This is a genomic window from Sphingomonas endolithica, assembly GCF_025231525.1.
Lineage (GTDB): Bacteria > Pseudomonadota > Alphaproteobacteria > Sphingomonadales > Sphingomonadaceae > Sphingomonas > Sphingomonas endolithica.
Genome location: NZ_CP103057.1, coordinates 2,974,289 through 2,999,198 on the forward strand (window position 1 = coordinate 2,974,289; position 24,910 = coordinate 2,999,198).

Consider the following 24,910-nt stretch of genomic DNA (forward strand, 5'->3'; position numbering starts at 1 on the left):
GCTCACGCGGGCACTGCCACTCGGTCGATCACCTGCGCCAATTGTTCCAGCCACAGCGCCGGCCCATCCTCGACGATCGTCGATGCCGCTTCCAGCACGAAGCTGCCCCGCGCGATCCCCGCATCGCCCACCGAAAACACGCTGTCGGGCAATCGCCCGTCGAGCAGCGCCACGTCGTCGGGATGGACGCGCAGCAATGCCGATTCCGCGCCGTCCGACAGCATCTCGGCGGCCGACTCGATCCGCCGTGCCAAGATGTCGGCGGAGATGCCGATCTCGCCGACCAGCTTGGTTACCAGGAACAACACCGTCTGGCGCAATTGCCGTGCCATCTTCTCGCGGTCGAAGCGCTCGGTCGCGCGCAATGCCTCACCCAATTTGGCGAGTAGCGCACGATCGCGCTCGCCGGTCGCCCCGGCCTCCGCCAACGCCGCGGCGATACCCTCGGCATAGCCCGCGGCATGCGCCGTGGCCGTCGGATCAGCGCACGGCACCGTCGCGTCGAACGGGTCCCAGCCTTCCGTCGGATTGCTGGCGGCATTAGCCGGGGAGAAATGCTTGGGGCCGGCCGCTTGCGGCGCGAACCCCACCGGTCCGCTTCGCGCTGCCCGGTCGCGCAGGTCATGGGCGGCAAAACCTACACTCGGCCGATCGAACGCCTGGTGCAACACTTGCGCCGCCGCATCATGGCGCGCGGCGAAACCGGCCATGAAACCGGACGCCGGATCAGACATAGTCATCGTCGCCCCCGCCCATCTGGATCGTGCCATCCTTGGCCAGGTTGCGCGCAATCTGGATGATCGCCTTTTGCGCTTCCAACACTTCGGAAAGCCGCATCGGCCCGCGCTCTTCCATCTCGTCGCGAATGCCGTCTGCGGCACGGCTCGACATGCAGCCAAGGAAGCGCTCGCGTACGCTCTCGTCGACGCCCTTCAGCGCTCGCGTGAGCGTGTCGCTGTCGATATTGCGGATCAGCGCTCCCAGATTCTTGTCGTCCAGGTCGAGCAGATTGTCGAACACGAACATCGCCTCTTCGATCGCTCTGGCGACCTCGCGGTCGATCTTGAACAATTTGGGCATCACGCGCTGCTCGGTCGCCTTGCGGCCGCTCGACAGGATCTTTGCCGCGTCGCGCGTGCCGCCCATCGTGACGCCGGCCGACGCCTGCGATCGGCCGCTGCGATCGGCCAGCATGACGCTCAGCGTCTCCATCGCCTCGGGGGTGACCGGCCCCAACTTGGCGATGCGGTGCAGGATATCGGGCTGCACGCCATCGGGTAGCAATTCCAGCACCTGCGCCGCCACCGCGGGATCGAGGTTGGCGATCAGCACCGCGGCGATCTGCGGATGTTCCTTCTCGATCATGCTCGCAATCTCGGGCGCGTCGAGCCAATCGAGCAGGTCGATCTGGCAGGCATCCTCGCTCGGCACGATCCGCGACAACACGCTCGCGGCTTTGTCCTGGCCCAGCGCACGGTGCATCACCGCCTCGATCTGCGGGCGCGGGTCGAAACTGATGCCGGTGCGTTCGCGCGCCCGGTCGACGAAATCGTCCAGCACATGCTCGACTTCCTGCTCGCTGACATCGGCGACGGCGAACATCGCCTTGCCCAGCAGGCGGACCTCTTCCGGGTCTAGCTTTTGCAGGATGGCGGCGGCCTCTTCCTCGCTGACCAGCATCATCAACACCGCGGCGCGTTCCACGCCGGTATATATCTTGGGCAACGTGGTCATGACTTGATCATGTCGCGTACGGCAAGCGCAGCCCGGGCCGGATTGTCCCGCGTGAAGCCCCGGACCATGCCGATCCGGTCATCGTAATTCTGTGCGCTGTCGATCTGGTCGATGCTGACCGCGGGCGGCGTCGGATCGCTGCCGGCAGCAGCGCCCATGTCACGCCCCAGCGCCGGTCGTGCGCCGGCATCCTCGCGCTTCTTCATCAGCGCCTTGGCCAGCGGGCGCACGCCCAGTAGCAGCACCAGCAGCGCGATGACGATGGCCGTCACGTTGCGTGCGATGATCGGCAACCACGCATTGTCATACCAAGGCTGTCCGCCATCCAGCTGCGCCGCGCCGGCGAACTTGCGGCTGATCACCGTTACCTGGTCGCCGCGCCCCTGATTGAAGCCGACTGCGGTCTGCACCAATTGCGTGATCTGCTGGATCTCTACCTGGCTGCGCGGCTTGGCCGTTTCGATATCGCGCAGCAGCACCGCGACCGACAGCCGCTTGACGCCGCCGGGCGCCGCGCGCGTGACCGACACTTCCTTGCCCAGGTCATAGGCGCGGGCGAACTGGTCGCTCTGCTTGACGTTGGGCGCCGTTGCTGTGCCGGCGGCGGCCGTAGCGCCGGGCACCGCGGGCGTGGGTGCAGTGACGGTCGAGGCGGGCGGGGGCGTGTTGCTCAGCGCGCCGGGGATACCGCCGGGCGTCGCCGCATCCGCCTGATTGCCGGTCCAATTGCCCTGCTCGGCCCGCAATGCCCCCTGCTTGTCGTAGGATTCGCGTGTTGCCTGGGTCTCATCGAGATCGACATCGGCCTGCACCTCGGTCGAGAAATTGCCCGAGCCGACCAGCGGCGTGAGCAATTGCACCACCTGCGCGCGATATTTGTCCTCCACCCGGCGCTGGAACGCGATGCGCTCGTCGCCCGCCGCGCCACTGGCACTTTCGCCCGCTGCCTTGGTCAGCAACCCGCCCATCTGATCGACGATCGTCACCGCGTCGGATTTCAGGCCGGGCACGGATGAGGCGACCAGATTGACGATCGAGCTGACCTGCGCATCGCTCAGGCTGCGCCCGGGCTGCAGCTTCAGGATCACCGATGCCGATGGTGCGGCATTGTCACGGATGAACACCGATGCTTCGGGCGTGGCGAGATGCACGCGCGCCTCGGCCACCGCGTCGATCTCCTGGATCGATCGCGCAATCTCGGTCTCGCGCGCCTGGCGCAACCGCTCGCCTTCCACCGCGCGGCTGACGCCCATCGGCAATTGGTCGAGGATCGCATAGCCGCCCGGCGTCGCCTTGGGCAAGCCTTGGCCCGCCAGCAGCATCTTCGCGCGCGCATAATCGTCTTCGTCGACGGTCAGCGCCCCTGCGTCGTCGATCTTGGACGGGATATTGCCCTGTTCCAGCGCCTGCGTGACCGATGCCTTGTCGGCATCGGCAAGGCTGGCGAACAGCACCTTTTGCGGCGCGGCGCTGAACGTCATCCAGGCGAGCGCCGCCGCGGCGATCAGCCCGACCAGCAGGATCATCGGCAGGCTGCGGCGCACCGCGGGTTGCGCGAGCAGGCCGGTGACCTGCTGCAGCGGATTGGCGAAGCGTTCGGGCATGCCCGACGGAATGAGTGCGTTACTCATATTATACCGGCATGCTCATGATGTCCTTGTAGGCGGACAGGAGTTTGTTGCGGACCTGCAGCGTCGCTTCGAAGCCGACGCTGGCCTGCTGGCGGGCGAGCATCACCTTGGCGATGTCGATCGTCTCGCCGCGCTCGTACTGCGCAGAAAGGTCGCCGGCCTGTTGCTGGCCCTGGTTCACCGATCGCAGCGCATCGTCCATCGTCGCGGCGAAGCTTGCCGGCTTCGTCTCGGTCGTGGCCGGCATACCGGCCGCGGCGTTCGCCCGGCTCAGCGCCTGGTTGCGTTCCAGGATCTGCGCGCGCAGCGCCATCACCCGATCGATCCCGCCGGCACCGCCGACACCATTGATGCTCATGCCCAAGCCGCCTGGTTCTGGCCGGTACGGCTCAATTCGTCACCCTGCTCGCGCGCCTTGGCGAGCCGGTAGCGCAACGTCCGTTCGGAAATGCCGAGCCGCCGGGCGGTCTCGATCCGGCTTCCGCCGCACGCCGCCAGTGTCTCGCGGATCGCCTGGAATTCATGCATCTGCACGATGTTGCCGAGGGTCGCCGGGCTTGCCGCCGGCTGATCATTCGCCGCCGGCAGGTGAGTCGATGCGCTGGGGCGGTCGAACAGGATATGCTCGATCCCGATCGTGTCGCCACCGCAGAACAGCAAGGCGCGCTGGATCACGTTTTCCAGTTCGCGCACATTGCCCGGCCAATCGTGATCGACCAGCGCCGCCACCGCCGCCGCATTCGGCCACGGTACCACCGCACGATTGCCGGCGTGGCGCAGGATCATCGTCGCGGCGAGCGCGGGAATGTCCTGGCGGCGCTCGTTCAGCGGCTTGGTGCTGAGCGGAAAGACCGACAGGCGGTAATAGAGATCGGCGCGGAAGCGGCCCTCGGCCACTTCGGCCTGCAGGTCGCGGTTGGCGCAGGCGACGACACGAACGTCGATCTTCTCCGGCGTCGAGGCGCCGATCGGCACCACTTCGCGCTCCTGCAACGCGCGCAGCAGCTTGGCCTGCAATTGCAACGGCAACTCGGCAATCTCGTCGAGCAGCAGCGTGCCGCCATTGGCCGCGCGGAAGAAGCCCTCGCCACCCGCCGATGCGCCGGTAAACGCGCCCTTTTGGTGTCCGAACAGCAGCGCCTCGAGCATCGTCTCGGGCAGTGCCGCGCAGTTGATCGCGATGAACGGGCCGTCGCGGCGATCCGAGGACAAGTGGATGTGCCGCGCGAGCACTTCCTTGCCGGTTCCGGTCGGGCCGTTGATCAGCACGGTGATGTCGGCCGCGGCAACGCGCTCGGCCAACGCATACAGCGCCAGGCTTTCGGGGTCGGCGGCGGTCGGCGTGTCGGCACCTGCGATCAGTGCGCGGACGAAGCCATTGCCGAGTGCCGCCTGGTCGGGGGTAAAGGCGATCCGGGCCGGGCTGCCATCGCGCGACGGCGCGACATAGCTGCCATCATCCCCGATGATTACGGTGCGTGCCGGGGCGGGGGGTGTCTCGCCGTCCGCGATCAGGAACAGGTCACCTGCCCGCGGCTTGCCGTCCTCAAACGAGCGAATGGCGAAACCCTGCGCGCGCAGGCTGGATACCAGCGCGAACTTCTGCCGCACGACGGCAGCAGACGGCACGATTGAGCGCATGTAACTTTCCCCCCGAGAATGGAGCGTGAATGCCGCGCGGTTGGTAAATAAGCGGTTAAGTACGCTGCCGTCCGGCAAGATATTTCCGCCCTGCTGCCGCCCGCGCATCATGCAGTTCTGTTGAGATTACGAGCGCTGCTGGCCAGTGGGCCCGAAACGTCGGCCTCGTGAACAAATGTGCTTAAGGTATCCGCGTTGCGGTCGTTATCCCTGCTGACGGCTCGGCCATCCGCTAGGGGGCGGCGCGATCGTCAGGTCACTTACGGAGATTTGACATGACTGTTATCGGAACCAACATCGCGTCGATGCGCGCTGCCAACGCGTCGACCTCGGCCAATCAGGCGCTGCAGACCTCGATGGAGCGCCTGTCGACCGGCAAGCGCATCAACTCGTCGAAGGACGACGCGGCCGGCCTCGCCATCGTCTCGTCCATGACGTCGCAGATCCGCGGCATGAACCAGGCTGTGCGAAATGCCAATGATGGCATCAGCCTGGCCCAGACGGCAGAAGGCTCGCTTACCGAAGTTACCAACATGCTGCAGCGTATCCGCGAACTCGGCGTGCAGTCGGCTTCCGGGACCTATGGCGCTGAAGACCGTTCGAACCTGCAGGCTGAAGTGACGCAGTTGACGGCGCAGATCGGCAAGACGCTGGAGAGCGAATATAACGGCGTTCGGATGTTCGACACCGCTGCGGCAGACACGACCAAGGCGTTTGGCGTAGCCGGCGGTGGCACCAAGACGACGATCCAAGTCGGCTCTAACGCCAACCAGACTGTCGACATCAACATCGCCAATCTAGCCACCAACTTCGCTACGACGGCGAAGGGTAGCTTGGGCACTGCGCTCGACGCGACGACCGACGCGGCAAAGATCGGCACCAAGGTCACCGTCACTAGCGCCGACTATGCTGCGGGTGCGACGCTCGGTGGCGCCGTCATCAAGGAAGAGGATATCGGTGCCGAAAAGACGCTGAAGGCTGGCGATAAGCAGTTCACCGCGAGCACCACGGGAACCGATTTCTCGAAGAATGTTGGCCTGGCTAGCAAGTTCTCGGTTGGCACGTCGGCAGCCGCCAACAACACGCTCGACGAGGTGGATACCATGCTGCAGAACGTCAACACGGTCCGTGCCGGCTTGGGTGCCGCACAAAGCCGCCTGCAGTCCACCGTCAACACGCTGACCTCAAACGTGACGAACCTCACCGATGCGCGCAGTCGCATCGAAGACGCTGACTTTTCTGCGGAAACGACCAGCCTCGCCAAGGCGCAGATCCTGGCCCAGGCATCCACCGCGATGCTCAGCCAGGCGAACCAGAGCCAGCAGGGCGTGCTCTCGCTGCTGCGTTAAGGATCGGCGCCGCCGGCACCGCCCCCCCATGGGTGCCGGTGGCCGACCGGGCTCTTCCTCCGGGAAGGGCGATCAGGACCCCGGTGGCCGACAGGCCGCCGGGGTTTTTGCATGGGCCGGGCAGACACGGCACAATTCTGCGACATTTACGCCGTAGCGCATGATCGATCGTTTTCGGAGACCAGCATGCGCCGTTCCTCTCTCGTCCTCATCGCGCTGCTCGGCACGCCGGCAATGGCCGCAGCCCAGCAGGCGCCGATCGCTCCCGCGCCGCCCGCGCCCCAGGCATCCGATGCGCCGGCAGGCGAGGAAGGCGAGGGCGAGGACATCGTCGTGCAGGGCCAGCGTCCGCCGGGATCGGTGGCTGGCGACATTCCGCCGGAGCAGACGCTGAGCCCCGCCGACATCCGTTCCTACGGCGTCAGCTCGATCGGCGACCTGTTGAGCGAGCTCGCCCCCCAGACGACCAGCGGACGCGGTGGCCAGCCGGTCGTGCTGCTCAACGGGCGGCGCATATCGGGCTTCGGCGAGATTCGCGACATCCCGACCGAGGCAATCCTGCGCGTCGACATCTTGCCCGAGGAAGTCGCGCTGAAATTCGGCTATCGCGCCGATCAGAAAGTGGTCAATTTCGTGCTGCGTCGCCGCTTCCGCTCGATCGCAGTGGAGGCGGCAGCCCGGCTGGCGACCGAAGGCGGCCGCGATACCCCCGAGGGCAAGCTCGACCTGCTCAACATCCAGGCCGCCACGCGGCTGACGCTGCACGGCGAGTATCAGCGCAGCTCGGCGCTGACCGAAAATGAGCGCAATATCCCCTTCGGCACCGGCACCGGCAGTGGCGCCAGTACGAGCGACCAGCGCGCGTTTCGCACCTTGCTGGGCGAAGCCGAGACCTTTTCCGCCAATGCGGTGTATGCGCGCAACGTGTTCGGCAACGTCGCTGCGACGGTGAATGGCAGTGTCGAGCACAGCAATGGCCTGGGGCTCAACGGCTTGCCGACCGTCACGTTGGGCGCGGTCGACCTGACCGCGCTCGAACAGCGCAACTCGGCCTGGACCAGCCATCTCGGCACGACCTTCAACGGCGATGCCGGGCGCTGGCGCTGGTCGCTCACTGGCAATTACGACCGTGTCGAGTCGAAAAGCGTCAACGAGCAGGAAGGCGGCACCGCGACGCCCGGCATCTTCGCCAACCGCGGGCGCTCGACGTCGAGCACCGGCAATATCGACCTGCTGTTCGCCGGCAGCGTGTTCGATCTGCCGGCCGGCGCGGTCGCCACCAGCGTGCGCGTCGGCGCATCGACCAGCGACTTCGGCAGCCGCGCGGACCGCTTCGGCGCAGTACAACGCGGTCAGGTCTCGCGCGACATCGTCAACGGGCAGCTCAACGTGGATGTGCCACTGACCAGCCGTTCGAAGGACGTGCTGGGTGCGATCGGCACGCTGTCGGCCAATTTCAATCTCGGCCTCGACCAACTGTCGGACTTCGGTACGCTGACGACTCTCGGCTACGGCCTCAACTGGACGCCAATCCCCGCGCTACGTCTGCTCGCGTCCTTCACCGACGAGGAACAGGCGCCGACGGCGCAGCAGATCGGCAATCCGGTGATCGAGACGCCAAATGTCCGCGTGTTCGATTTCGTCACCGGCCAGAACGCGCTCGTCACGCGGATCAGCGGTGGCAATCCGCTGATCGATGCCAACACGCGCCACGTGAAGAGCTTCAGCGGTACGCTGAAGCCGTGGAGTGAGAAGGACATCACCTTCACGGCCAATTACACATCGACGCGCATCGACGATCCGATCGCCTCCTTTCCCGGTCCTACGGCGGCGATCGAGGCGGCCTTCCCTCAGCGTTTCCTGCGCGGTACTCCGACAGCAGAGTTCCCCGCCGGGCAGCTGCTCCAGATCGATGCCCGCCCGATCAACTTCGCCGAAAGCAGCCGCTCGCAGCTACGCTGGGGCGTCAATTTCTCGCAGCCGCTCAAATCGAAGGTGCAAAAGGAACTGGAAGCGTTCCGCGCCGGCACCGGCCCCAATCCGTTCGCCGGCCTTGAGCGTCCCGGTGGTCGCCGCGGCGGCGATGGCGCAACCGGCGAAAGGCCCGCCGGCGGGGGGGACGGTGCGCGGCCGGCGGGCGGTGACCGTCCACCTGGCGAAGGCCGGCGCGGCGGCTTCGGTGGCGGTCGTGGCGGCGGGGGCGGCTTTGGTGGTGGCGGGCGAGGCGGCGGCGGTGGCCGGCTCAACTTCGCACTGTATCACACCTGGCATCTCACCGATCGGGTGACGGTCGCCGATGGCGGACCCAAGCTTGACCTGCTCAAGGGCGACACGCTCGGCGGCGGGGGCGGTCAATCGCGCCACGAGATCGAGGTGCAGGCGGGCTATAGCGATAACGGCCTCGGCGCGCGGCTGTCGGGCAATTGGATGAGCTCGACCGAGGTGAATGGCGGCACGCTCGCTGCGCCCGAATCGCTGAAGTTCGGCGGACTGGCGACGGTCAACCTGCGGCTGTTCGCCGATCTCGGCCAGCGGCTGGAATGGGTGAAGAAGGCACCCTGGCTGCGCGGCATGCGCGTGTCGCTGTCGGTCGACAACATCGCCAATACGCGGCAGCGCGTCACCGACGGCGATGGGGGCACGCCGATCGCCTATGCGCCGGACTATCTCGATCCGCTCGGCCGCACGGTCCGGCTGAGCGTGCGAAAATTGTTCTTCTGACACTACGGTTGTGCAGGCGGTGCTCGCGGGGAGCAGATCCACCACCGTCACCCCGGACTTGTTCCGGGGTCCACTAAGCGGCTTGCCGAAACGCAATTAATTCGAGCGCCTAGCTCGCGGCATGGTGGACCCCGGAACAAGTCCGGGGTGACGCGGTAGTATTGGGGGGCGAGGGCCCATCGCGATGAGGCTGGGTACAAGCAAAGGCATCCTGCGCTACACCATCTGCGCCAGCGCCTTCTTCAACCGCACATGTGCACTCGCCTTGATCTGGCACACGCGCGCAGCGCCGACGCCGAGCACCAGCCCGATCTCCTCCAGGTTCAATTCCTCGACATAATATAATTGCACCACCTGCGCCTCCCGCTCCGGCAACGCGGCGATCGCCTCGATCAGGCACCCGCGCAGATCGCTTTCCGCCAGTCGCGCGAACGCATCCGGCGTGTCGCTGGCGAACCAAGGTTTGTCGTCGGTATAGGCCTCGTCGATCGGTTCGAACCGCACCGGCGCTGCGGCTGCATAGTCCAGTCGCAATTTCTCCAGCGTTACACCGAGCCTGTCGGCCACCTGCTGGTCGTCTGGCGCACGACCGGTCTCGCTCGTCAGCGCCTTTACCGCAGCCGCGTAAGCGCGGCGTCGCTGCATCGCTCCGCGCGTCATAGTCGCGCTTCGGCGCAGCGCATCGATCATCGATCCGCGGACGCGCGTGGCGAGATATTGCTCGAACGTCACCTGGCCGCGATCCTCGAACGAATCGACCGCCTCGATCAGCGCGACGAGACCGATCTGGATCAGATCCTCGACCTCGACCGCATTGCTCATGCTGCCATGCACGTGCCAGGCGATACGCCGCACCAGCGGCAGATGCGTGGCGGCAAGGGCATTCACGTCGGGCGCCGGTCCGGCGCGGCCATAGACCAGTGGCTCCCGTACCGCGAAGGCCGAGCGATGGGCGAGCGCGCTCATGCCGCCAACGCCTGCGGCGCACCGATTACCGCGACCACTTCGACGGCCTTTTCCTCCGGCACTTCGAAGAAGCTCATCACCGGCGTGTCGGGCAGGATCGTGCGTACCAGCTTGCGGATGGCGACGCGGATCGCCGGTTGCACGACCAGGACGAACGGCTTGGCCTCGGCGATCAGCGGGTTGGCGGCGGCCTGCAGCGCATCGACGATACGTCGGCCGAGATCGGGCTCGATCGTGTGCCTGCGCGCAGGATCGCTGCGCACCGCTTGCCCGAGCAATCCCTCGAGCTGCCCCTCCAGTGTCATCACGCGCAACGGCTCGTGCACGCCGCACATCTTCTGGATGATCAGCCCACCCAGATCGGGGCGGATCAGCTCGATGATTTCTTCCGCATCCAGCGTCTTCTGCGCCGCGACCGAGATCGCCTGCGCAATGCGGCGGAACTCCTTGAGTGGCACGTTTTCCGCAAGCAGCCCCTTCAACACCTGCGTCAACGTGGTCAGCGGCAACGGCGCGGGCGACAGTGCCGCAACTAGATTGCCCGCGCGTTCCTTCAGCCCATCCAGCAAGTTCTGCACTTCGTCCGGCCCGACCAGCTCGGCCGCATGCGCACCCAGCATGTGGTTGAGATGCGTCGCCACCACCGTGCCCGGATCGACGACGAGATAACCCGCGCCGGTCGCCGCATCGGCATCGCCGCCCGCGATCCACACCGCGTCGAGCCCGAAGGTCGGATCCTTCACCGTCTTGCCGAGCAACCCGCCTACCGCCTGGCCCGTATCGAGCGCGAGCATCTCGTCGGGCGACACGATGTCCTCGCCCAGCGTCACGCCGCCGACGACGATGCGGTAGGCGAACGGCGCCATGTTGATGTCGTCGCGCACGCGCACCTGTGGCACGACGAAGCCCAGCTCCTTCGACAGCTGCCGCCGCACGCCCGTGATCCGCGCCATCAACGGCGATCCGCGCCGCTCGTCTACCAGCGGCACCAGGCCGTAACCGATATCGAGATTGACCTGCATGTTGTCGCTGACTTCGTCCCAGCCGATCTTCGACTGGTCGATCGGCTCGACCGCGACCACCTCGACCGGGGCGGGGCGCTTGGCCTGCTGGTTCAGCTTCCACGCGGCGAAACCAGTGATCGCCGCGGCGGGCAGGATGATCAAATGCGGCATGCCCGGCATCAGCCCCAGCAACCCGAGGATGATCGCCACCGGCGTCCAGGTCCGTGCACTGGCGAACTGCCCGCCGATCTGCCCGGCGAGATCCTGGCTCGAGGTAACGCGGGTAACGATCGCCGCCGCGGCGATCGACAGCAACAGCGAGGGAATTTGCGCGACCAACGCGTCGCCGATCGCCAGCAGCACATAGGTATGCGCGGCATCGCCGATCGACATGCCGTGGCTCACCGGCCCCAGGATCAGCCCGCCGGCGATATTGGCGAACAGGATCAGCAGGCCGGCGACCGCATCGCCCTTCACGAACTTGGAAGACCCATCCATCGAGCCGTAGAAATCCGCCTCGGTCGATACTTCGACCCGCCGCGCCTTGGCTTCGTCCGGGGTGATCAGCCCGGCATTGAGATCGGCATCGATCGCCATCTGCTTGCCAGGCAACGCATCGAGCGTGAACCGCGCAGAGACTTCCGAGACGCGGCCCGCACCCTTGGTCACCACGATCATGTTGATGATCACCAGGATCGCGAACACGAACAAGCCGACGATATAGTCACCGCCGATCACGAACGTGCCGAACGCCTCGATCACATGCCCCGCTGCCGCTTCGCCCTCATGCCCATGCCCCAGCACGACCCGCGTCGAAGCGACGTTGAGGCCCAGGCGGAACAGGGTGGCAAACAGCAACACCGTCGGAAAGGCCGAGAAATCGAGCGGCTTCTGCGCGTTGAGCGCGACCATCAACACCGCCAAACTGATCGCGATGTTCATCACGAAGAACACGTCGAGGATCGCGGTCGGGATCGGCACGACCATCAGCACGACGAGCAGCAACGTGGCGAGCGGCAGCGCGGACGAGCGCAGCAGCGGCAGGACGCGGCCCTGTTTCACAGCAACAGCCACCGGTTACGCCCCCAGGCTCGCGAGCATCATATAGGCCAGCCGCGCGGTATCCGGCGTCGGCCGCATCACGCTCGCGCGCCGTTCGTCCTTCTGGCCATTGATCTGGTCCAGCGTCGCGCGCGCCCAGGCGCTGGCGCTCTGCGCACCTTTTTCTTCGCCCGTGCCGGGGATCACCGTCGCGCCGTCCATCTCCAACGCAGCGGATGCCATGAGGGTCGGGCTCGTGCTAAGCTGACCGCTTGCCGTCCCCGTTGCTACGCAGGCCCCCCTGTCGAGCTTGGCGGCGAAGCGGCCATAGACCTCGCCCAGCGAGCGCGCCTGGCCGTTCGCATTGAAGAACACCGCGCGATTGGCGCGCGCGGCGGCTGGAAACATGCCCGCCGCCGGTCGATCGGGGTTGGCCTGCATCGCCCCCAGAAACGATTTCGCGCCGCCCAGTCCCAGGAAGTGCGCCATGTACAGATCGGTGCCGGTGGCATTCCGGCCCAGGCTCGCCTCGATCGCGTCCTTGTTGTCGGATGCATGTTCGGCCGCCATCAGCGAGGCGGCCTGCGGATCGTTGCGCAGCCCCAGGATCGCGCGGCGCATGGTGGGATCGCTCACCGTCATCTTGGCGCCGCTGCTGCCGATGCTGTCGGCGGCCCAGCCCATGCCGTGTTCGGCGCCATGCTGCTTCACCACGCGCAGCCAGCTCTGCTCGATGAACTGGTACAGCCCGGAAGCGCTCGACGTGCCGGCCTTGGCATCGCAGCGCATCCCGCTTTCGATCTGCGCCTGGCCCATCAGATAGGAGAAATCGACGCCGGTCTTCTGCGCCGCCTCGGCGATCGCCGATTGCACGGACGATCCCCTGGCACTCGCGCTGACGGCAAACGGATTGAAGCTCATCGATCCCCGGCTGATTGACCCTTGTTGCAGGTCACATCAGCAAGGCGCGTGCCAGTTGGCCGATGGGCAATGCTAAACCTCGTCATCGCGGACTTGGGTGGTTTGCCCCTCGAATATGCATGTGTAGTTCCCCCGCGAAAGCGGGGGCCCAGGGCCACGAGCACCGGCGTTTGGAACCCTGGGCTCCCGCCTTCGCGGGAGAACATGATGGTTCATGTCTCAGGCGTACAGCCGCGGACCAAGTCCGGATGACGGTCCTCGCTCCGGTCAGGCGTAAGCCCGTACCCCGGCAGGACGGTACGGCGCCCCGGCATCGCCGGTCAAAACCTGCAGCCGGCGGCGAACATTTGCCGCCATCAGGTTCACGTAGATGCGGCACGTTTCGTTCAGCCGGTCGGCCTCAGCCGCCAACTCGCGGAGGTCCGTCCCCACCGGCGCCGTGCCGAGCGCCGCGACCGCTTCGATCCCGGCCAGCTTGTCCTGCGTCGCACGGTCCAGCGCGACGATGTCGTTGGCTTTCAATGCGGCGATCTCGCGGTGCAGCGCGTCGATCACACCGATTAGCGCCTCGCGACGCCCCTCATTCGGGGTCATGGCGCACCCAATCCTTGGTCGCGGCGATCATCTTGTCGGCGATCTTGTCCGGCCGGATGGTGAAGCTGCCCTCGGCAATCGCCTGGCGCAGCTGGGCGACGCGCGCATGGTCGATCGGCGGCGTGGCGGCGAAGCTGCGCGCGGTGCTGGCGATCGCCGATGGGCTCACACTGTCCAGCGCGGGTTCCTGCGCACGCGTTGCCGCCGGCACGATGCGCGGTACCGGCGCTACGCCGCGCTCCGTCTTGATCGGCTTCGCGCCCAGAGGATCCACCATGTTCGCCCCTTTCCGGGTCATGCCACGGAAGGAATAACGGCGGGGCGCCGCAAAGCTTTAACATTTATTCGCTCCAGCCCGGCAGCGTGGCCCGGCCGGTCTCGACCGCCACGGCCTGCACCGGTGCCTTGGCGCCCTCGACCTTGACCAGGAAGCGCGCGCCCGGTGCCGCATCGCCCAGCGCCACGCCCTCGCGCGTGATCGAGAAGGACGCTGTGCCCGCCTCGATCGTCACCGCGTCGCCACGCCTGATCACCGGTTCCGCGCGCGATGCGACGGCCGCGGCCGCCGACGCGCTGCGCTTTTGCGCACTGGCCGCGACCAGGAGGGGCACGAAGATGCGCCATGCCGGGCCCGTGCACGTCACCACCACCGCATCGTGCGTGTCGGAACGCCATGCCAGCGACACCATCGGGCAAGCGGCCAGCTTCAGCCGGGCATCGACAGCACTGCGCGCGCCGCCCGCCATGGCGGTCCCTTGTCCGGTGAAAGCGGCAACCGCCCGGTCGATAGCCACCGTATCCTGGAACGGTGCGGCCATGGCCGGCGCGGCGCACAACAAGGCCGGGACGAGCAAGCGGTACATGATGGTATCTCCAAGGCAGGTCATTGCCGTCCGCCGGCAAAACCGAGTGTCACGATGACGGAGCGGCCTTTGCCGCCGCTGGCGATCGTCATGCGCTCCGCCGGGATCGCCCCGGCCCGGGCGAGCGCTGCCGCGACGGCGCGCGCGCGATCGATGGCGAGGATTGTGCCGCTGGTTGTGCCGGGATCGACATCGCGCGCCGAACGATTCGCACCACCGGTGATGGTCAGCGTCACGCGTGGGTCGCGCGTCGCCTCGCGTGCCCAGGCGACAAGGCCGGCTGACGGCGAGGGCAGGGTGGCAGATCCCGGTGCGAAATTCAGCATCGCTGCCGCTGCCACCGGCATTGCCGGCTCGATCGCGGCGCGCACCCCGAACCCGGCGCGTATCCCTTGCGCCAGCGCCTGTCGGTCGAGCGTGATCGCCTGCACGAACACAAAGAAGCCGACCAGCAGCAAGGCGAGATCGGCCAGCGTCATCAGCCAGGCCGGGCGCGCCGGCATGTCCTCGGGAAAGTCGTCCGGCGTCATGCCGCCTGCACCAGCGCGGCGCGCGGCTGCTCGCGCGCCGCCAGCGCCACTAGGGGCGCTTCCAGCCGCAGCCGCTCCGCCGCTTCGACCCGCGCCAGCCGCTTCAGCCGCGCGGCGATCGGTGCGGCGACCAGATTGGCCAGGATCGCGCCATATAAGGTGGCGAGCAGCGCCACCGCCATGGCCGCGCCGATTGCTTGCGCATCGGTCATCCGCGCGAACATCGCGACCAGCCCGATCAGCGTGCCGACCATGCCCATCGCCGGCGCGACCTCGGCCGCACCGCACCAGATTTCCACCGCCGACAGTTGCCGCTCGATCCGGTCGCGCCGCTTCTCCCGCAGGATCGTCGCCACCGCGTCAGGCCCCTGGCCATCGACGATCGCCGCCACGGCAGCGGCGACATCCGGATCGCCGATCACCGTACGGTCTAGCGCCATCACGCCGTGCCGCCGCGCGATCCTGGCCAGCGTTGCAATCTGTTCGAGCAACGGCGCGGCATCGAACTGCGCATACCCTATCCCACGGATCGCGCGGATCGCGTTCGCCAGGTCACGCGACGGCGTTCGCAACGCCACCGCGATCGCGGTTCCCCCGCACACGATCGCGGCGGCGGTGGGGTCGAGGAATGGGGCGAGCGTGGTGAGGGCGGGTGTCATGCGCGTAGTGTTGCAAGCGGCGGGCCAGTTGGGGCGGGCGATCACTGGAACATCTTGCTCCCCGGCGAAGGCCGGGGCCCAGTAGTGGCGTAAAGAGTAACTGCCGCAACGGATCACCACTGCTCATATCGCTACTGGGCCCCGGCCTTCGCCGGGGATCTGCTTGCCGGCGATGAGGCGCGTAACGATCAACGACGCAGGCAGCGGCAATCCGGCAAGTTCTGCCGCCCGCCCGGCAATCCCTTGCCGCGCCGCATGCCGCAAGCTGCACAAAAACCCTCCGCCCACCCGCCATCCGCAAACTGGCACGCCCATTGCTACTCCACCGTTGCACAACAGGGTGCGGAGACCGACACGGTGGAAGAGAATACACTTTTCGGCGTTCATGGCGCGGCATTGCAGGTGCGTTCCCAACGCATGGGGCTGCTCGCCTCGAACATCGCGAACGCCGCCACACCCGGTTTCAAGGCGCGGGATCTGGATTTCCAGGCCGCGCTCCAGGCGGCGGAGGGTCCGGGGGGGTTCTCCGCCACCAACCTGGATGGCGCCCTGCGCTATCGCAACCCGATGTCGCCGTCGGTCGACGGCAATACGGTCGAGCTGTCGTCCGAACAGACCGCCTTTGCCGAGAACGCCGTGCAGTATCAGACGACGCTCTCGTTCCTGAACGGGCGCATCGGCACGCTCACCCGCGCCTTGAAGGGGGAATGAGATGTCGGGACCGCTGACCATCTTCCAGGTCGCCGGCAAGGCGATGTCGGCGCAGCTCGTGCGCATGAACACGACCGCCTCGAATCTCGCCAATGCCGGCGGCATCGCCTCCAGCGAGGCTGGCGCCTACCGCACGATGAAGCCTGTCTTCCGCACCGAATTCGATCGCGCCACCGGCCTTGCCACGGTCAACGTCGAGAGCATCGTGACCGCGGGCGAGAGCGCCACCAAGCGCTACGATCCGTCGCACCCGATGGCCGACAAGGACGGCAACGTCTGGGAATCCGCGGTCGATGAGACGCGCGAGATGGTCGACATGATGGAGACCGCGCGCGGCTACCAAAACAATGTCGAGGTGATGCAGACCGCCAAGTCGCTGATCCTCGATACCCTCAAGCTGGGCCGCTAAGATGAGCGCATTCGATACCACGCTGAGCAATCTCGGCATCAACCGCACCACGACGCCGCCCGTCAGCACCGCGGCCGGCGGCCAGTCGCTCGGGCAGAACGATTTTCTCAAGCTGATGACCGCGCAGCTCAAGAACCAGGATCCGTTCGCGCCCGTCGACAATACGCAGATGGTCGCACAGATGGCGCAATTCTCCTCGCTCGCCGGCATCACCGAGATGAGCACGACGTTGAAGGGCATTGCCGACAAGCTGGGCGGCACCAGCACCGCGGATGCGCTCGCTTATGTCGGCCATACCGTCCTGACCGAAGGGGCAACCGCTTTTGGCCGTGCCTCGGGCGGCATTGCCGGTGCGGTGGAGCTGGATGGCGATACGACGTCGCTGAACGTCTCCATCTCCGCGGCCGACGGCACAGTGCTGAAGAATGTCCAGCTCGGCGCGCATGCCAAGGGAACGGTCGAGTTCGATTGGGACGGCAAGACCGACGCCGGCACCGATGCCGGGCCGGGGCCGTTCACCGTCACCGCGATCGCCGGCAAGGACAATGTCGCGGTCACCAGCCGGACGCTCGTCTGGGCGCCGGTCTCCTCCGTCACCATTCCCGCCACCGGGCCCGCGCAGCTGTCGCTGCCCGGCATCGGCACCATTCCCGTCACCGCCGTCCGCCAGGTCGGCTGAACCTTTTCTCGCCAGGAGTATCCCCATGTCCTTCTATACCAGCTTGAGCGGCCTGCAGGCGGCACAGACCGAGATGTCGACCATCTCGCACAACCTCGCCAACGTCTCGACCAACGGCTTCAAGAAGAGCCGCACCGAATTCGCCGATGTGATCGCCTCCAGCGTCAACCTCAGCCCCACGCACATGGTCGGTTCGGGCACGCTGTTGCTCGCCAACCGCCAGCAATTCGGCCAGGGCAGCTTCATGCAGTCGACCAGTTCGCTCGATCTGGCGGTGTCCGGCGACGGCTTCTTCGTGGTCAAGCCCGATGCGAATGCGGCGACCGTCAACTTCACGCGCAATGGCGGCTTTTCGGTCGATCCAAAGACGCAGAACGTCGTCGATGCGCAGGGGTCCTCGCTGCAGGTCTATCCGGTCGATGCGTCGGGCGAGGTGACCGCCACCGGGCTCGATTCGACCATCTCGCTCAAGCTGCCCGAGCGATCGGGCAATGCGATGCCCACCGGCAACGTCAAGCTGGCCGTTAACCTGTCGGCCGGCGCGGGCGTGCCGGCCAAGGCGACCTTCGACCGTTTTGATCCCACCAGCTACAACCAGTCGGCGCAGACGACGATCTATGACGGTACCGGCAACCCGCTGACCATGACGCAATATTTCAAGCGCGAAACGCTGCCGACCGGCACGCCGCCGGTCAGCACGTGGAGCGTGCACAGCTTCGTCGGCGACGAGGAATTGACTAGCGGTGGCACTGCCGGCGCGACGCTCACCTTCAATGCCACGGGCAAGATCACCGCACCCGCGACGCCGATCGCGTTCGACGATTTCACGCCTGCCGGTACCACGGCCACGCAGCGGCTGACGCTCGATTTCGGCACCGCCACGACACAGCTGGCGGCCCCCTTCAACGTCGCCTCGCGCACGCAGGACGGCAAGGCGGTCGGGCTGCTGCAGGGCGTCACCGTCGGCGCCGACGGCATCGTCAAGGCGAGCTTCTCGAACGGCGACACGCAGGCGCTGGGTAAGGTGGCGCTGGCCAACTTCTCCAATCCCTCGGGCCTGCGCCAGCTCGGCAATTCCTATTGGGCATCGACCGGCGTGTCGGGCGAGCCGGTCGGCGGAGCGGCGGGCGAAAAGGGCCTCGGCAACCTGATGTCGGGCACGATCGAACGCTCGAATGTCGACATCACCGAGGAACTGGTCGGCCTGATAGCCGCGCAGCGCAATTTCCAGGCCAATGCCAAGGCGCTCGATACCGCCAGCCAGATCTCGCAGACCATCTTCAACATCCGCTCGTAATCCACGCGATCGTCGGGACATCCTGAATGGACAAGCTGGTCTACACCGCGGCCTCGGGGCTGAAGGCGCACATGGCGTCGCAGGCCGCGATCGCCAACAACATGGCGAACGCCTCGACGATCGGCTTCCGCGCCGACCGTGTGGTGTTCGACCGGCTCGACGTGAAGGGTTCCGGGTTCGACACACGCGCGCCGGCATCCGAGGAAGTGATCGACGCCGATCGCCGCTCCGGCACCGTGATGCAGACCGGCCGACCGCTCGACGTCGCGGTCACCGGCGATGCCTGGCTGACCGTGCAGGCGCCCGACGGCCAAGAGGCCTATACCCGCCGCGGTGACCTGCAGGTCACCGACAGCGGCGTGTTGCAGACCGGCGACGGGTTCCCGGTGATGGGGTCGGGGGGGCCCATCACCATCCCGCCGTCGCAATCGCTGACGATCGCCGGCGACGGCACGATCAGCATCGTGCCGGTCGGCGGGGATGCCGCCAACCCGCAGGTGATCGACAAGCTGAAGCTCGTCAGCACCCGCGGCACGCAGACCGTCAAGGGGCTCGACAACCTGCTGCACGTCAAGGGCGGCGGCGTGCTGCCGGAGGATCTGGACGCCAAGGTGAGCGGCGGCGCGCTGGAGGGATCCAACGTCAACATGACCCAGGCGCTGGTCGACATGATCGAGAACCAGCGCTCGTACGAGGTGCAGGCCAACCTCCTCAAAGAGGCCAAGACCATGGACGAAAGCGGCGCATCCCTGATGCGCCTGCCGTCCTGATCAACGAGTTTAGGGAGCAACGACCATGAGCAGTGCCGCAATGCACATCGCCCGCACCGGGCTGGACGCGCAGGACATGCGGATGCGCGTGATCTCGAACAACCTCGCAAACGTTAACACGACGGGCTACAAGCGCGACCGCGCCGCATTCGAGACGCTCGCCTACCAGACGGTGCAGGCGCCCGGCGCGCCGAGCACGTCGGAAACCAAATACGCCACTGGCCTGAACCTCGGCACCGGCGTGCGCATCCAGGGTACGGCGCGCATCGATACGCAAGGGTCGATGCAGACCACCGGCAATTCGCTCGATCTGGCACTCGACGGCGACGGCTATTTCCAGGTCCAGCTGCCCGGTGGCACGCTCGGCTACACCCGCGCCGGCAATTTCTCGCGCTCCTCCGAAGGGCTGCTGGTCACGTCGGAGGGCTATCAGGTGATGCCCGGCATCACCGTGCCCGAAGGCACGACGACGATCACCGTCGGTACCGATGGCACGGTCAGCGCGATCGTACCCGGCCAGACCGACCCGAGCGAGTTCGGCCAGATCCAGATCGCCAATTTCCCCAACAGCGCCGGCCTGCTCGCCCAGGGCGACAATTACCTCACCGAGACTGCCGCCAGCGGCGCGGCGAACCTAGGCGTCGCCGGCCTGGATGGTCGCGGCAACATTCGCCAGGGCATGCTCGAGGCATCGAACGTCAACGTCGTCGAGGAACTGGTCGACATGATCGAGACGCAGCGCGCGTATGAGGTGAACTCGAAAATGATCTCCGCGACCGACGACATGCTCAAATATGTTAACCAGAATATCTGATGGTTAATGTCATGAAGACGCTACCGCTCCTGCTCGCCGCCGCCACGGTCGTCGCCAGCCCCGCCGATGCCGGATTGTTCGGCAAGAAGCGCGCGGTTGAGGATTTCTCCGCTGCACGGCCGATCGATCTCCCGCCGCCGGCGCCCGCGGTTGCCACCGGATCGATCTTCCAGGTCAATGACGGCTATGCCTCGCTGATCGAGGGATCGCGCGCGCACCGCGTCGGCGATCCGCTGACCATCGTGCTGGTCGAACGCACGGTGGCGTCCAAATCGGCCAGTTCGAAGCTCGATTCGGGTGGCGGCTTCGGCATCACCCCGCCAAGCTCCGGCCCGCTGTCGCTGTTCAACCCGAGCGATGCGAGCGTCAGCGGCAAGCGCAACTTCAACGGCACCGGCCAGACCGATCAGTCCAACACGCTGTCGGGCGAAGTCAGCGTCACGGTCGCGAAGGTCTTTCCCAACGGCACGATGCTGGTTCAGGGGCAGAAGCGCGTGACGCTCAACCGCGGCGACGAATTCGTCCAGATCAAGGGGCTGATCCGCGTGGCGGATATCGACGCCAACAACCGCGTGGCCTCCACGCGCGTCGCCGATGCGCAGATCGCCTATACCGGCAAGGGCGACGTCGCCCGCGCCAGCCGCCAGGGCTGGCTCAGCCGCTTCTTCTCCGTGGTGAGTCCGTTCTGATGCGCATGTCCTTCAGCTTGCTCGACACCCTCCACCCGTTCGTCCTGAGCCTGTCGAAGGGCGTGTTCCGGGCACGTCCTTCGACAAGCTCAGGACGAACGGTGCTAGGGATGATAGCCGCATTTACCTCGCTCCTGATCGCCACCCCCGCCGCCGCCGACCGCGTGAAAGATCTCGGCGGCTTCCAGGGCATCCGCTCCAACCAGCTGACCGGCTACGGCGTGGTGGTCGGCCTCCCCGGCACCGGCGACGACAATCTCGAATATACCGTCCAGTCGCTGAAGGCCGTCGCCTCGCGCTTCGGCCTGCAACTCCCCGCCTCTGCCAATCCGGGGCTCAAGAACGCCGCCGTCGTGCTGGTCACCGCCGATCTGCCCGCCTTCGCCAAGCCCGGCCAGCGGCTCGACATCACCGTCGCCTCGATGGGCAAGGCCAAGTCGCTGCGTGGCGGCAGCCTGATCCTCATGCCGCTGCTCGGCGCGGACGGCCAGATCTACGCCATGGCACAAGGCAACCTTGCCGTCGGCGGGCTCGGCGCAGAGGGCAAGGACGGCTCGACCATCGTCGTCAACGTGCCCAGCACCGGGCGCATCCCCGAAGGTGCGACGGTCGAGCGCGCGGTGCAGACCGGTTTTGAAACGTCGCCCGCACTCACCTTCAACCTCGCACGTGCCGATTTCACCACCGCGCAGAACGTCGCCGGCGCGATCAACGCGCGCTTCGGCTTCGGCACCGCGCAGGCGATCGACGCCGTCTCGGTGTCGGTGCGCGCGCCGCAGGGCGGCGACGTGCGCGCGACCTTGATGAGCGCGATCGAGAATCTCGACGTCGTCTCGGCCGAGCCTTCGGCCAAGGTCATCGTCAATGCGCGTACCGGCACCGTCGTGATCAATTCCGCGGTGCGAGTCGGCACGGCGGCGGTCACCCACGGCAAGCTCACCGTGCGCATCGACGAGCAGCAGCGCGTCAGCCAGCCCGCCCCCTTCAGCCAGGGGCAGACGGCGCTGGAGCAGCGCTCGAATGTCGCGGTGGAGGAAGAGAAACGGCAGATGTTCCTCATCTCGCCCGGCCCCAAGCTCAGCGATATCGTCAAGGCCGTCAACGCCATCGGCGCGTCGCCTGCCGATCTCGTCGCCATTCTCGAGGCGCTGAAGGAAGCGGGCGCGCTGAAAGCGGAGTTGATCGTGTTATGAGCGACATTCCCGTCATCTCGGCCGTCCAGCCGACCACCGGCATTTCGACCGATACCAGCCGTCTCGGCAGCCGCGCCAATCTCGAGAAAGCGGGCAAGCAGTTCGAAGCGGTGTTCGTCGGCATGATGATGAAATCGATGCGGCAAGCCCATCTCGCCAGCGACCTGTTCGAGAGCAAGGGCCTCGACACGTTCCGCGAGATGCAGGACCAGAAGGTCGCGCAGTCGATGGCCGATACCGCGCCGCTCGGCATCGGCAAGGCGATGGTCGATTTCCTGGCCAAGGCCCAAGCCCAGACTGCAACCGCGGCGGAGGCTGACGCCGGACATGCCGGAGGCACGCCCTCGTGAGCGACCTGCTCGGCATCGGCGCCAGCGGCGTCCGCGCCTATCAGAGCGCGCTGACCACCGTGTCGGAGAATATCGCCAATGCCGGCACGGCCGGCTATGCGCGCCGTGCGACGACGCTGAGCGAATTGTCGTCCGCCACCGGTGGGTTCACGCGGCGCATCGATGAGGGCAACGGCGTGCTGTTGTCGGGCGTCAGCCGCGCCGCGGACCAGTTCCGCAGTGCCGACGTGCGCGCTGCCGGGGCCGATCTCGCGCGCTCGGAAACCGCGATCGGCTGGCTCGACCGGATCGAGACGACCTTCAACGGCACGCAGCTCGGCACGCGGCTGACCAGCTTCTTCAACGCGACCAAGGCGATCGCCGCCGATCCATCGGCGACCACGCCGCGCCAGGCGTTGCTTGAATCCGCCACCGCCGTTGCCACCGCCTTTGCCGGCACGGGCAAGGCGCTCGATGCCATCACCATCGAACTCGATGCCGCCGGGACCGATGCTACCGCCAGCCTCGACGCGCTCGGTGCGTCGCTCGGCAAGATCAACGATGCGCTGGGCCGCGCCCAGCCGAACACCGCCGGCGCGGCGCAATTGCTCGACCAGCGCGATCAACTGCTCGAACAGATGAGCGCGATCAGCGACGTGTCGGTCACCACCGATGCCGCCGGCCGTTCCACCGTGCGGCTCGGGAATGCCACCGGCCCGGTGTTCGTCGCGGGCAGCGAAGCGGGGCATGTCAGCTACGCGCGCAACGCAGAGGGTGCGGTGTCCTTCTCGGTACAGCGCGGGGACACGATCTCCAGCCTGTCGCCGGGCGGCGGGGTGCTTGCCGGCGTGGCCGAAGGTGCGGCGCGTCTCGTTGCCGCGCGCGATCAGTTGAACACGATCGCCGCCGGCTTCGTCGATGGCGTCAATGCGGTGCAAAGCGGTGGCGAGGATCTCAACGGCAAGTCGGGATCGGAGATGTTCGCGGTCGGCGCATCGCCATCGGACATCTCCTTGGCGCTCACCGATCCGCGCGGCATTGCCGCAGCATCAACCGGCGGTGGATCGCGCAACAACGGCAACATCGCCGCTTTCGATGCCGTGCGCGTCACCGGCAAGGCGGAGGCAGCCGTCACCGCGCTGGTTGCCGGAAACGCTTCTGCCCTGAACGCGCGCAAGTCGGTCGCCGAGGCGCAAAGCGCGATACGCGACACGGCGGTCAACGCGCGCGATACGGTCAGCGGCGTCAATCTGGACACCGAAGCGGTCGATCTGCTGCGCTTCCAGCAAGCCTATCAGGCGTCGTCGCGGATCATCCAGGTCGCGCGCGAGACGCTCCAGTCGCTCCTCGAGATCCGGTAACGCACCATGCAGATCAGCACCCGCCAGCTTTACGATCGATCGACCAGCCTGATGCAGCAATTGTCGGTGCGCGCCGACACGTTGCAGACGCAGCTCGCGACCTCGAAAAAGGTCAACACGGCGTCGGACGATGTCGCCGCTTTCCAGAGCCTTTCGCTGATCAAGCGCAGCACGGCCGACGACACGACCTATGGCAGCAATATCACCCTGGCCAAGTCGCTGCTCGCCCAATCCGATTCCACGCTGGCCGCGATCGAAAGCCAGTTGCAGCATGCCGCCGAGCTGGCGACGCAGGCGAACAACGGCACGCTGTCCCCGGAGAACCGCAAGGTGATCGGCCAGCAATTGACCGTGATCGTGCAGGATCTGGTCGCGCTCGCCAACGCCAAGGATGGGCGTGGCGAGGCTTTGTTCGGCGCTGCCACGGGCGACAATGCGGTGGTGCAGGCAAGCGACGGCAGCGTCGCTTTCACCGGCGCGGGGGAAGTGTCGCCAATCCCGGTCGGAGACGGCATCGACGTCCAGGCGACCGACAGTGCCGCGCGCCTGTTCGGCGGCATTGCCACGGCCTCGGGGCCCAGTGACATGTTCGCGGTCATCTCGAAACTCGCCACCGCGCTGATCAAGGACGATGGCGCCACCGCTGCCGCAGCGGATGCGGGCAACAGCCTGAAATCGGTGCTGGCGCAGGTCGGGGGCGCACGCGGCTCGGTCGGTGCGCGCGCAGCGCGTCTCGATCTCGAAAGCGATCGGCTGAGCGACGTCGCGCTCGCGCGCGAGATCGATCGCAGCGGGCTTGAAGATACCGACATCATGGCCACCATCACCGAACTTCAAAAGACCATGACCGTGCTGCAGGCGACCCAGTCCAGCTTCTCCAAGCTGAGCGCGCTTTCTTTGTTCGATTATCTGCGATGAGCCGCTCGGTTAACGGCTTCACCACGAAATCGCGTTAGCCATCATGTAACGGGTGGGGGCCCGGCGGGTCCGCATCCACAGGGGAA

The 24,910-nt window shown here is 66.6% G+C and carries 26 protein-coding genes; 13 read left to right on the plus strand and 13 right to left on the minus strand.

The window, feature by feature from the left end:
- Positions 1-2 precede the first annotated feature (2 nt).
- Genes NV382_RS13990 through NV382_RS14010 form a run of 5 tightly spaced genes read right to left on the minus strand, consistent with a single transcriptional unit; the run spans position 3 to position 5,006 of the window.
- Positions 3-740 (minus strand): FliH/SctL family protein, encoded by a 738-nt coding sequence (locus NV382_RS13990; protein ID WP_260597341.1) that lies wholly within the window; start codon positions 738-740, stop codon positions 3-5.
- On the minus strand, positions 727-1,734 hold the full coding sequence (gene fliG / locus NV382_RS13995) for a flagellar motor switch protein FliG (RefSeq protein WP_260597342.1): 1,008 nt from the start codon (positions 1,732-1,734) through the stop codon (positions 727-729). Before fliG ends, NV382_RS13990 begins: the two co-directional genes overlap by 14 nt.
- Positions 1,731-3,365 carry a flagellar basal-body MS-ring/collar protein FliF gene (fliF, locus tag NV382_RS14000; protein WP_260597343.1) on the minus strand — a complete coding sequence of 545 codons (1,635 nt, stop codon included), beginning with the start codon at positions 3,363-3,365 and terminating at the stop codon, positions 1,731-1,733. Before fliF ends, fliG begins: the two co-directional genes overlap by 4 nt.
- A gap of 1 nt (position 3,366) precedes the next feature.
- Positions 3,367-3,723: a flagellar hook-basal body complex protein FliE gene (fliE, locus tag NV382_RS14005; RefSeq protein ID WP_260597344.1), complete on the minus strand. Its 357-nt coding sequence runs from the start codon at positions 3,721-3,723 to the stop codon at positions 3,367-3,369.
- Entirely contained in the window at positions 3,720-5,006 is a 1,287-nt protein-coding gene (locus tag NV382_RS14010; RefSeq protein WP_260597345.1) for a sigma-54 interaction domain-containing protein, read from the minus strand. Before NV382_RS14010 ends, fliE begins: the two co-directional genes overlap by 4 nt.
- A 275-nt stretch (positions 5,007-5,281) precedes the next feature.
- On the opposite strand from NV382_RS14010, the gene NV382_RS14015 reads away from it, so the two are divergent.
- Together NV382_RS14015 and NV382_RS14020 are read left to right on the plus strand one after the other, a co-directional pair.
- Positions 5,282-6,355 carry a flagellin N-terminal helical domain-containing protein gene (locus NV382_RS14015; protein WP_260597346.1) on the plus strand — a complete coding sequence of 358 codons (1,074 nt, stop codon included), beginning with the start codon at positions 5,282-5,284 and terminating at the stop codon, positions 6,353-6,355.
- A gap of 186 nt (positions 6,356-6,541) precedes the next feature.
- On the plus strand, positions 6,542-9,076 hold the full coding sequence (locus NV382_RS14020) for a TonB-dependent receptor (protein ID WP_260597347.1): 2,535 nt from the start codon (positions 6,542-6,544) through the stop codon (positions 9,074-9,076).
- A gap of 216 nt (positions 9,077-9,292) precedes the next feature.
- On the opposite strand, the gene NV382_RS14025 is transcribed toward NV382_RS14020, so the two are convergent.
- From NV382_RS14025 to NV382_RS14060, 8 genes are all read right to left on the minus strand, one after another.
- Positions 9,293-10,042: a sigma-70 family RNA polymerase sigma factor gene (locus NV382_RS14025; RefSeq protein ID WP_260597348.1), complete on the minus strand. Its 750-nt coding sequence runs from the start codon at positions 10,040-10,042 to the stop codon at positions 9,293-9,295.
- Positions 10,039-12,033 (minus strand): flagellar biosynthesis protein FlhA, encoded by a 1,995-nt coding sequence (gene flhA / locus NV382_RS14030; protein ID WP_260600421.1) that lies wholly within the window; start codon positions 12,031-12,033, stop codon positions 10,039-10,041. Before flhA ends, NV382_RS14025 begins: the two co-directional genes overlap by 4 nt.
- 90 nt (positions 12,034-12,123) lie before the next feature.
- Positions 12,124-13,008 carry a lytic transglycosylase domain-containing protein gene (locus NV382_RS14035; protein WP_260597349.1) on the minus strand — a complete coding sequence of 295 codons (885 nt, stop codon included), beginning with the start codon at positions 13,006-13,008 and terminating at the stop codon, positions 12,124-12,126.
- A 267-nt stretch (positions 13,009-13,275) separates the two neighbouring features.
- Positions 13,276-13,602 (minus strand): flagellar protein FlgN, encoded by a 327-nt coding sequence (locus tag NV382_RS14040; RefSeq protein ID WP_260597350.1) that lies wholly within the window; start codon positions 13,600-13,602, stop codon positions 13,276-13,278.
- Complete coding sequence (gene flgM, locus NV382_RS14045; RefSeq protein ID WP_260597351.1) at positions 13,589-13,879, minus strand: flagellar biosynthesis anti-sigma factor FlgM; 291 nt, start codon at positions 13,877-13,879, stop codon at positions 13,589-13,591. Before flgM ends, NV382_RS14040 begins: the two co-directional genes overlap by 14 nt.
- Positions 13,880-13,943: 64 nt before the next feature.
- Positions 13,944-14,465 carry a flagella basal body P-ring formation protein FlgA gene (locus NV382_RS14050; RefSeq protein WP_260597352.1) on the minus strand — a complete coding sequence of 174 codons (522 nt, stop codon included), beginning with the start codon at positions 14,463-14,465 and terminating at the stop codon, positions 13,944-13,946.
- 20 nt (positions 14,466-14,485) lie between these two features.
- Complete coding sequence (locus NV382_RS14055) at positions 14,486-14,995, minus strand: flagellar motor protein MotB (RefSeq protein WP_260597353.1); 510 nt, start codon at positions 14,993-14,995, stop codon at positions 14,486-14,488.
- Positions 14,992-15,654: a motility protein A gene (locus NV382_RS14060; protein WP_260597354.1), complete on the minus strand. Its 663-nt coding sequence runs from the start codon at positions 15,652-15,654 to the stop codon at positions 14,992-14,994. Before NV382_RS14060 ends, NV382_RS14055 begins: the two co-directional genes overlap by 4 nt.
- A 417-nt stretch (positions 15,655-16,071) precedes the next feature.
- Between NV382_RS14060 and flgB the strand changes: the two genes are divergently transcribed.
- From flgB to NV382_RS14115, 11 genes are all read left to right on the plus strand, one after another.
- The gene (flgB, locus tag NV382_RS14065) at positions 16,072-16,365 is read left to right on the plus strand and encodes a flagellar basal body rod protein FlgB (RefSeq protein WP_260600422.1); all 294 of its coding nucleotides are present in this window, start codon (positions 16,072-16,074) and stop codon (positions 16,363-16,365) included.
- Position 16,366: 1 nt separating this feature from the next.
- The gene (gene flgC / locus NV382_RS14070; RefSeq protein WP_260597355.1) at positions 16,367-16,774 is read left to right on the plus strand and encodes a flagellar basal body rod protein FlgC; all 408 of its coding nucleotides are present in this window, start codon (positions 16,367-16,369) and stop codon (positions 16,772-16,774) included.
- Position 16,775: 1 nt separating this feature from the next.
- Positions 16,776-17,453, plus strand: coding sequence for a flagellar hook assembly protein FlgD (locus NV382_RS14075; protein ID WP_260597356.1), 678 nt, complete (start codon positions 16,776-16,778; stop codon positions 17,451-17,453).
- A 25-nt stretch (positions 17,454-17,478) separates the two neighbouring features.
- On the plus strand, positions 17,479-18,750 hold the full coding sequence (locus NV382_RS14080; protein WP_260597357.1) for a flagellar hook protein FlgE: 1,272 nt from the start codon (positions 17,479-17,481) through the stop codon (positions 18,748-18,750).
- Positions 18,751-18,776: 26 nt separating this feature from the next.
- Positions 18,777-19,520, plus strand: a complete 744-nt coding sequence (flgF, locus tag NV382_RS14085; RefSeq protein ID WP_260597358.1) for a flagellar basal-body rod protein FlgF — start codon at positions 18,777-18,779, stop codon at positions 19,518-19,520.
- A 25-nt stretch (positions 19,521-19,545) separates the two neighbouring features.
- A complete protein-coding gene (gene flgG, locus NV382_RS14090) occupies positions 19,546-20,334 on the plus strand; it encodes a flagellar basal-body rod protein FlgG (protein WP_260597359.1) in 789 nt (262 codons plus the stop codon).
- Between the two features lie 11 nt (positions 20,335-20,345).
- On the plus strand, positions 20,346-21,023 hold the full coding sequence (locus tag NV382_RS14095; RefSeq protein WP_260597360.1) for a flagellar basal body L-ring protein FlgH: 678 nt from the start codon (positions 20,346-20,348) through the stop codon (positions 21,021-21,023).
- Positions 21,024-21,133: 110 nt separating this feature from the next.
- A complete protein-coding gene (locus NV382_RS14100; RefSeq protein ID WP_260600423.1) occupies positions 21,134-22,216 on the plus strand; it encodes a flagellar basal body P-ring protein FlgI in 1,083 nt (360 codons plus the stop codon).
- Positions 22,213-22,566 carry a rod-binding protein gene (locus tag NV382_RS14105; RefSeq protein WP_260597361.1) on the plus strand — a complete coding sequence of 118 codons (354 nt, stop codon included), beginning with the start codon at positions 22,213-22,215 and terminating at the stop codon, positions 22,564-22,566. Before NV382_RS14100 ends, NV382_RS14105 begins: the two co-directional genes overlap by 4 nt.
- Positions 22,563-23,906, plus strand: coding sequence for a flagellar hook-associated protein FlgK (gene flgK / locus NV382_RS14110; protein WP_260597362.1), 1,344 nt, complete (start codon positions 22,563-22,565; stop codon positions 23,904-23,906). The genes NV382_RS14105 and flgK overlap by 4 nt, the downstream gene beginning before the upstream one ends.
- Positions 23,907-23,912: 6 nt before the next feature.
- Positions 23,913-24,824, plus strand: a complete 912-nt coding sequence (locus tag NV382_RS14115; RefSeq protein ID WP_260597363.1) for a flagellin N-terminal helical domain-containing protein — start codon at positions 23,913-23,915, stop codon at positions 24,822-24,824.
- The last annotated feature ends 86 nt before the right edge of the window (positions 24,825-24,910 follow it).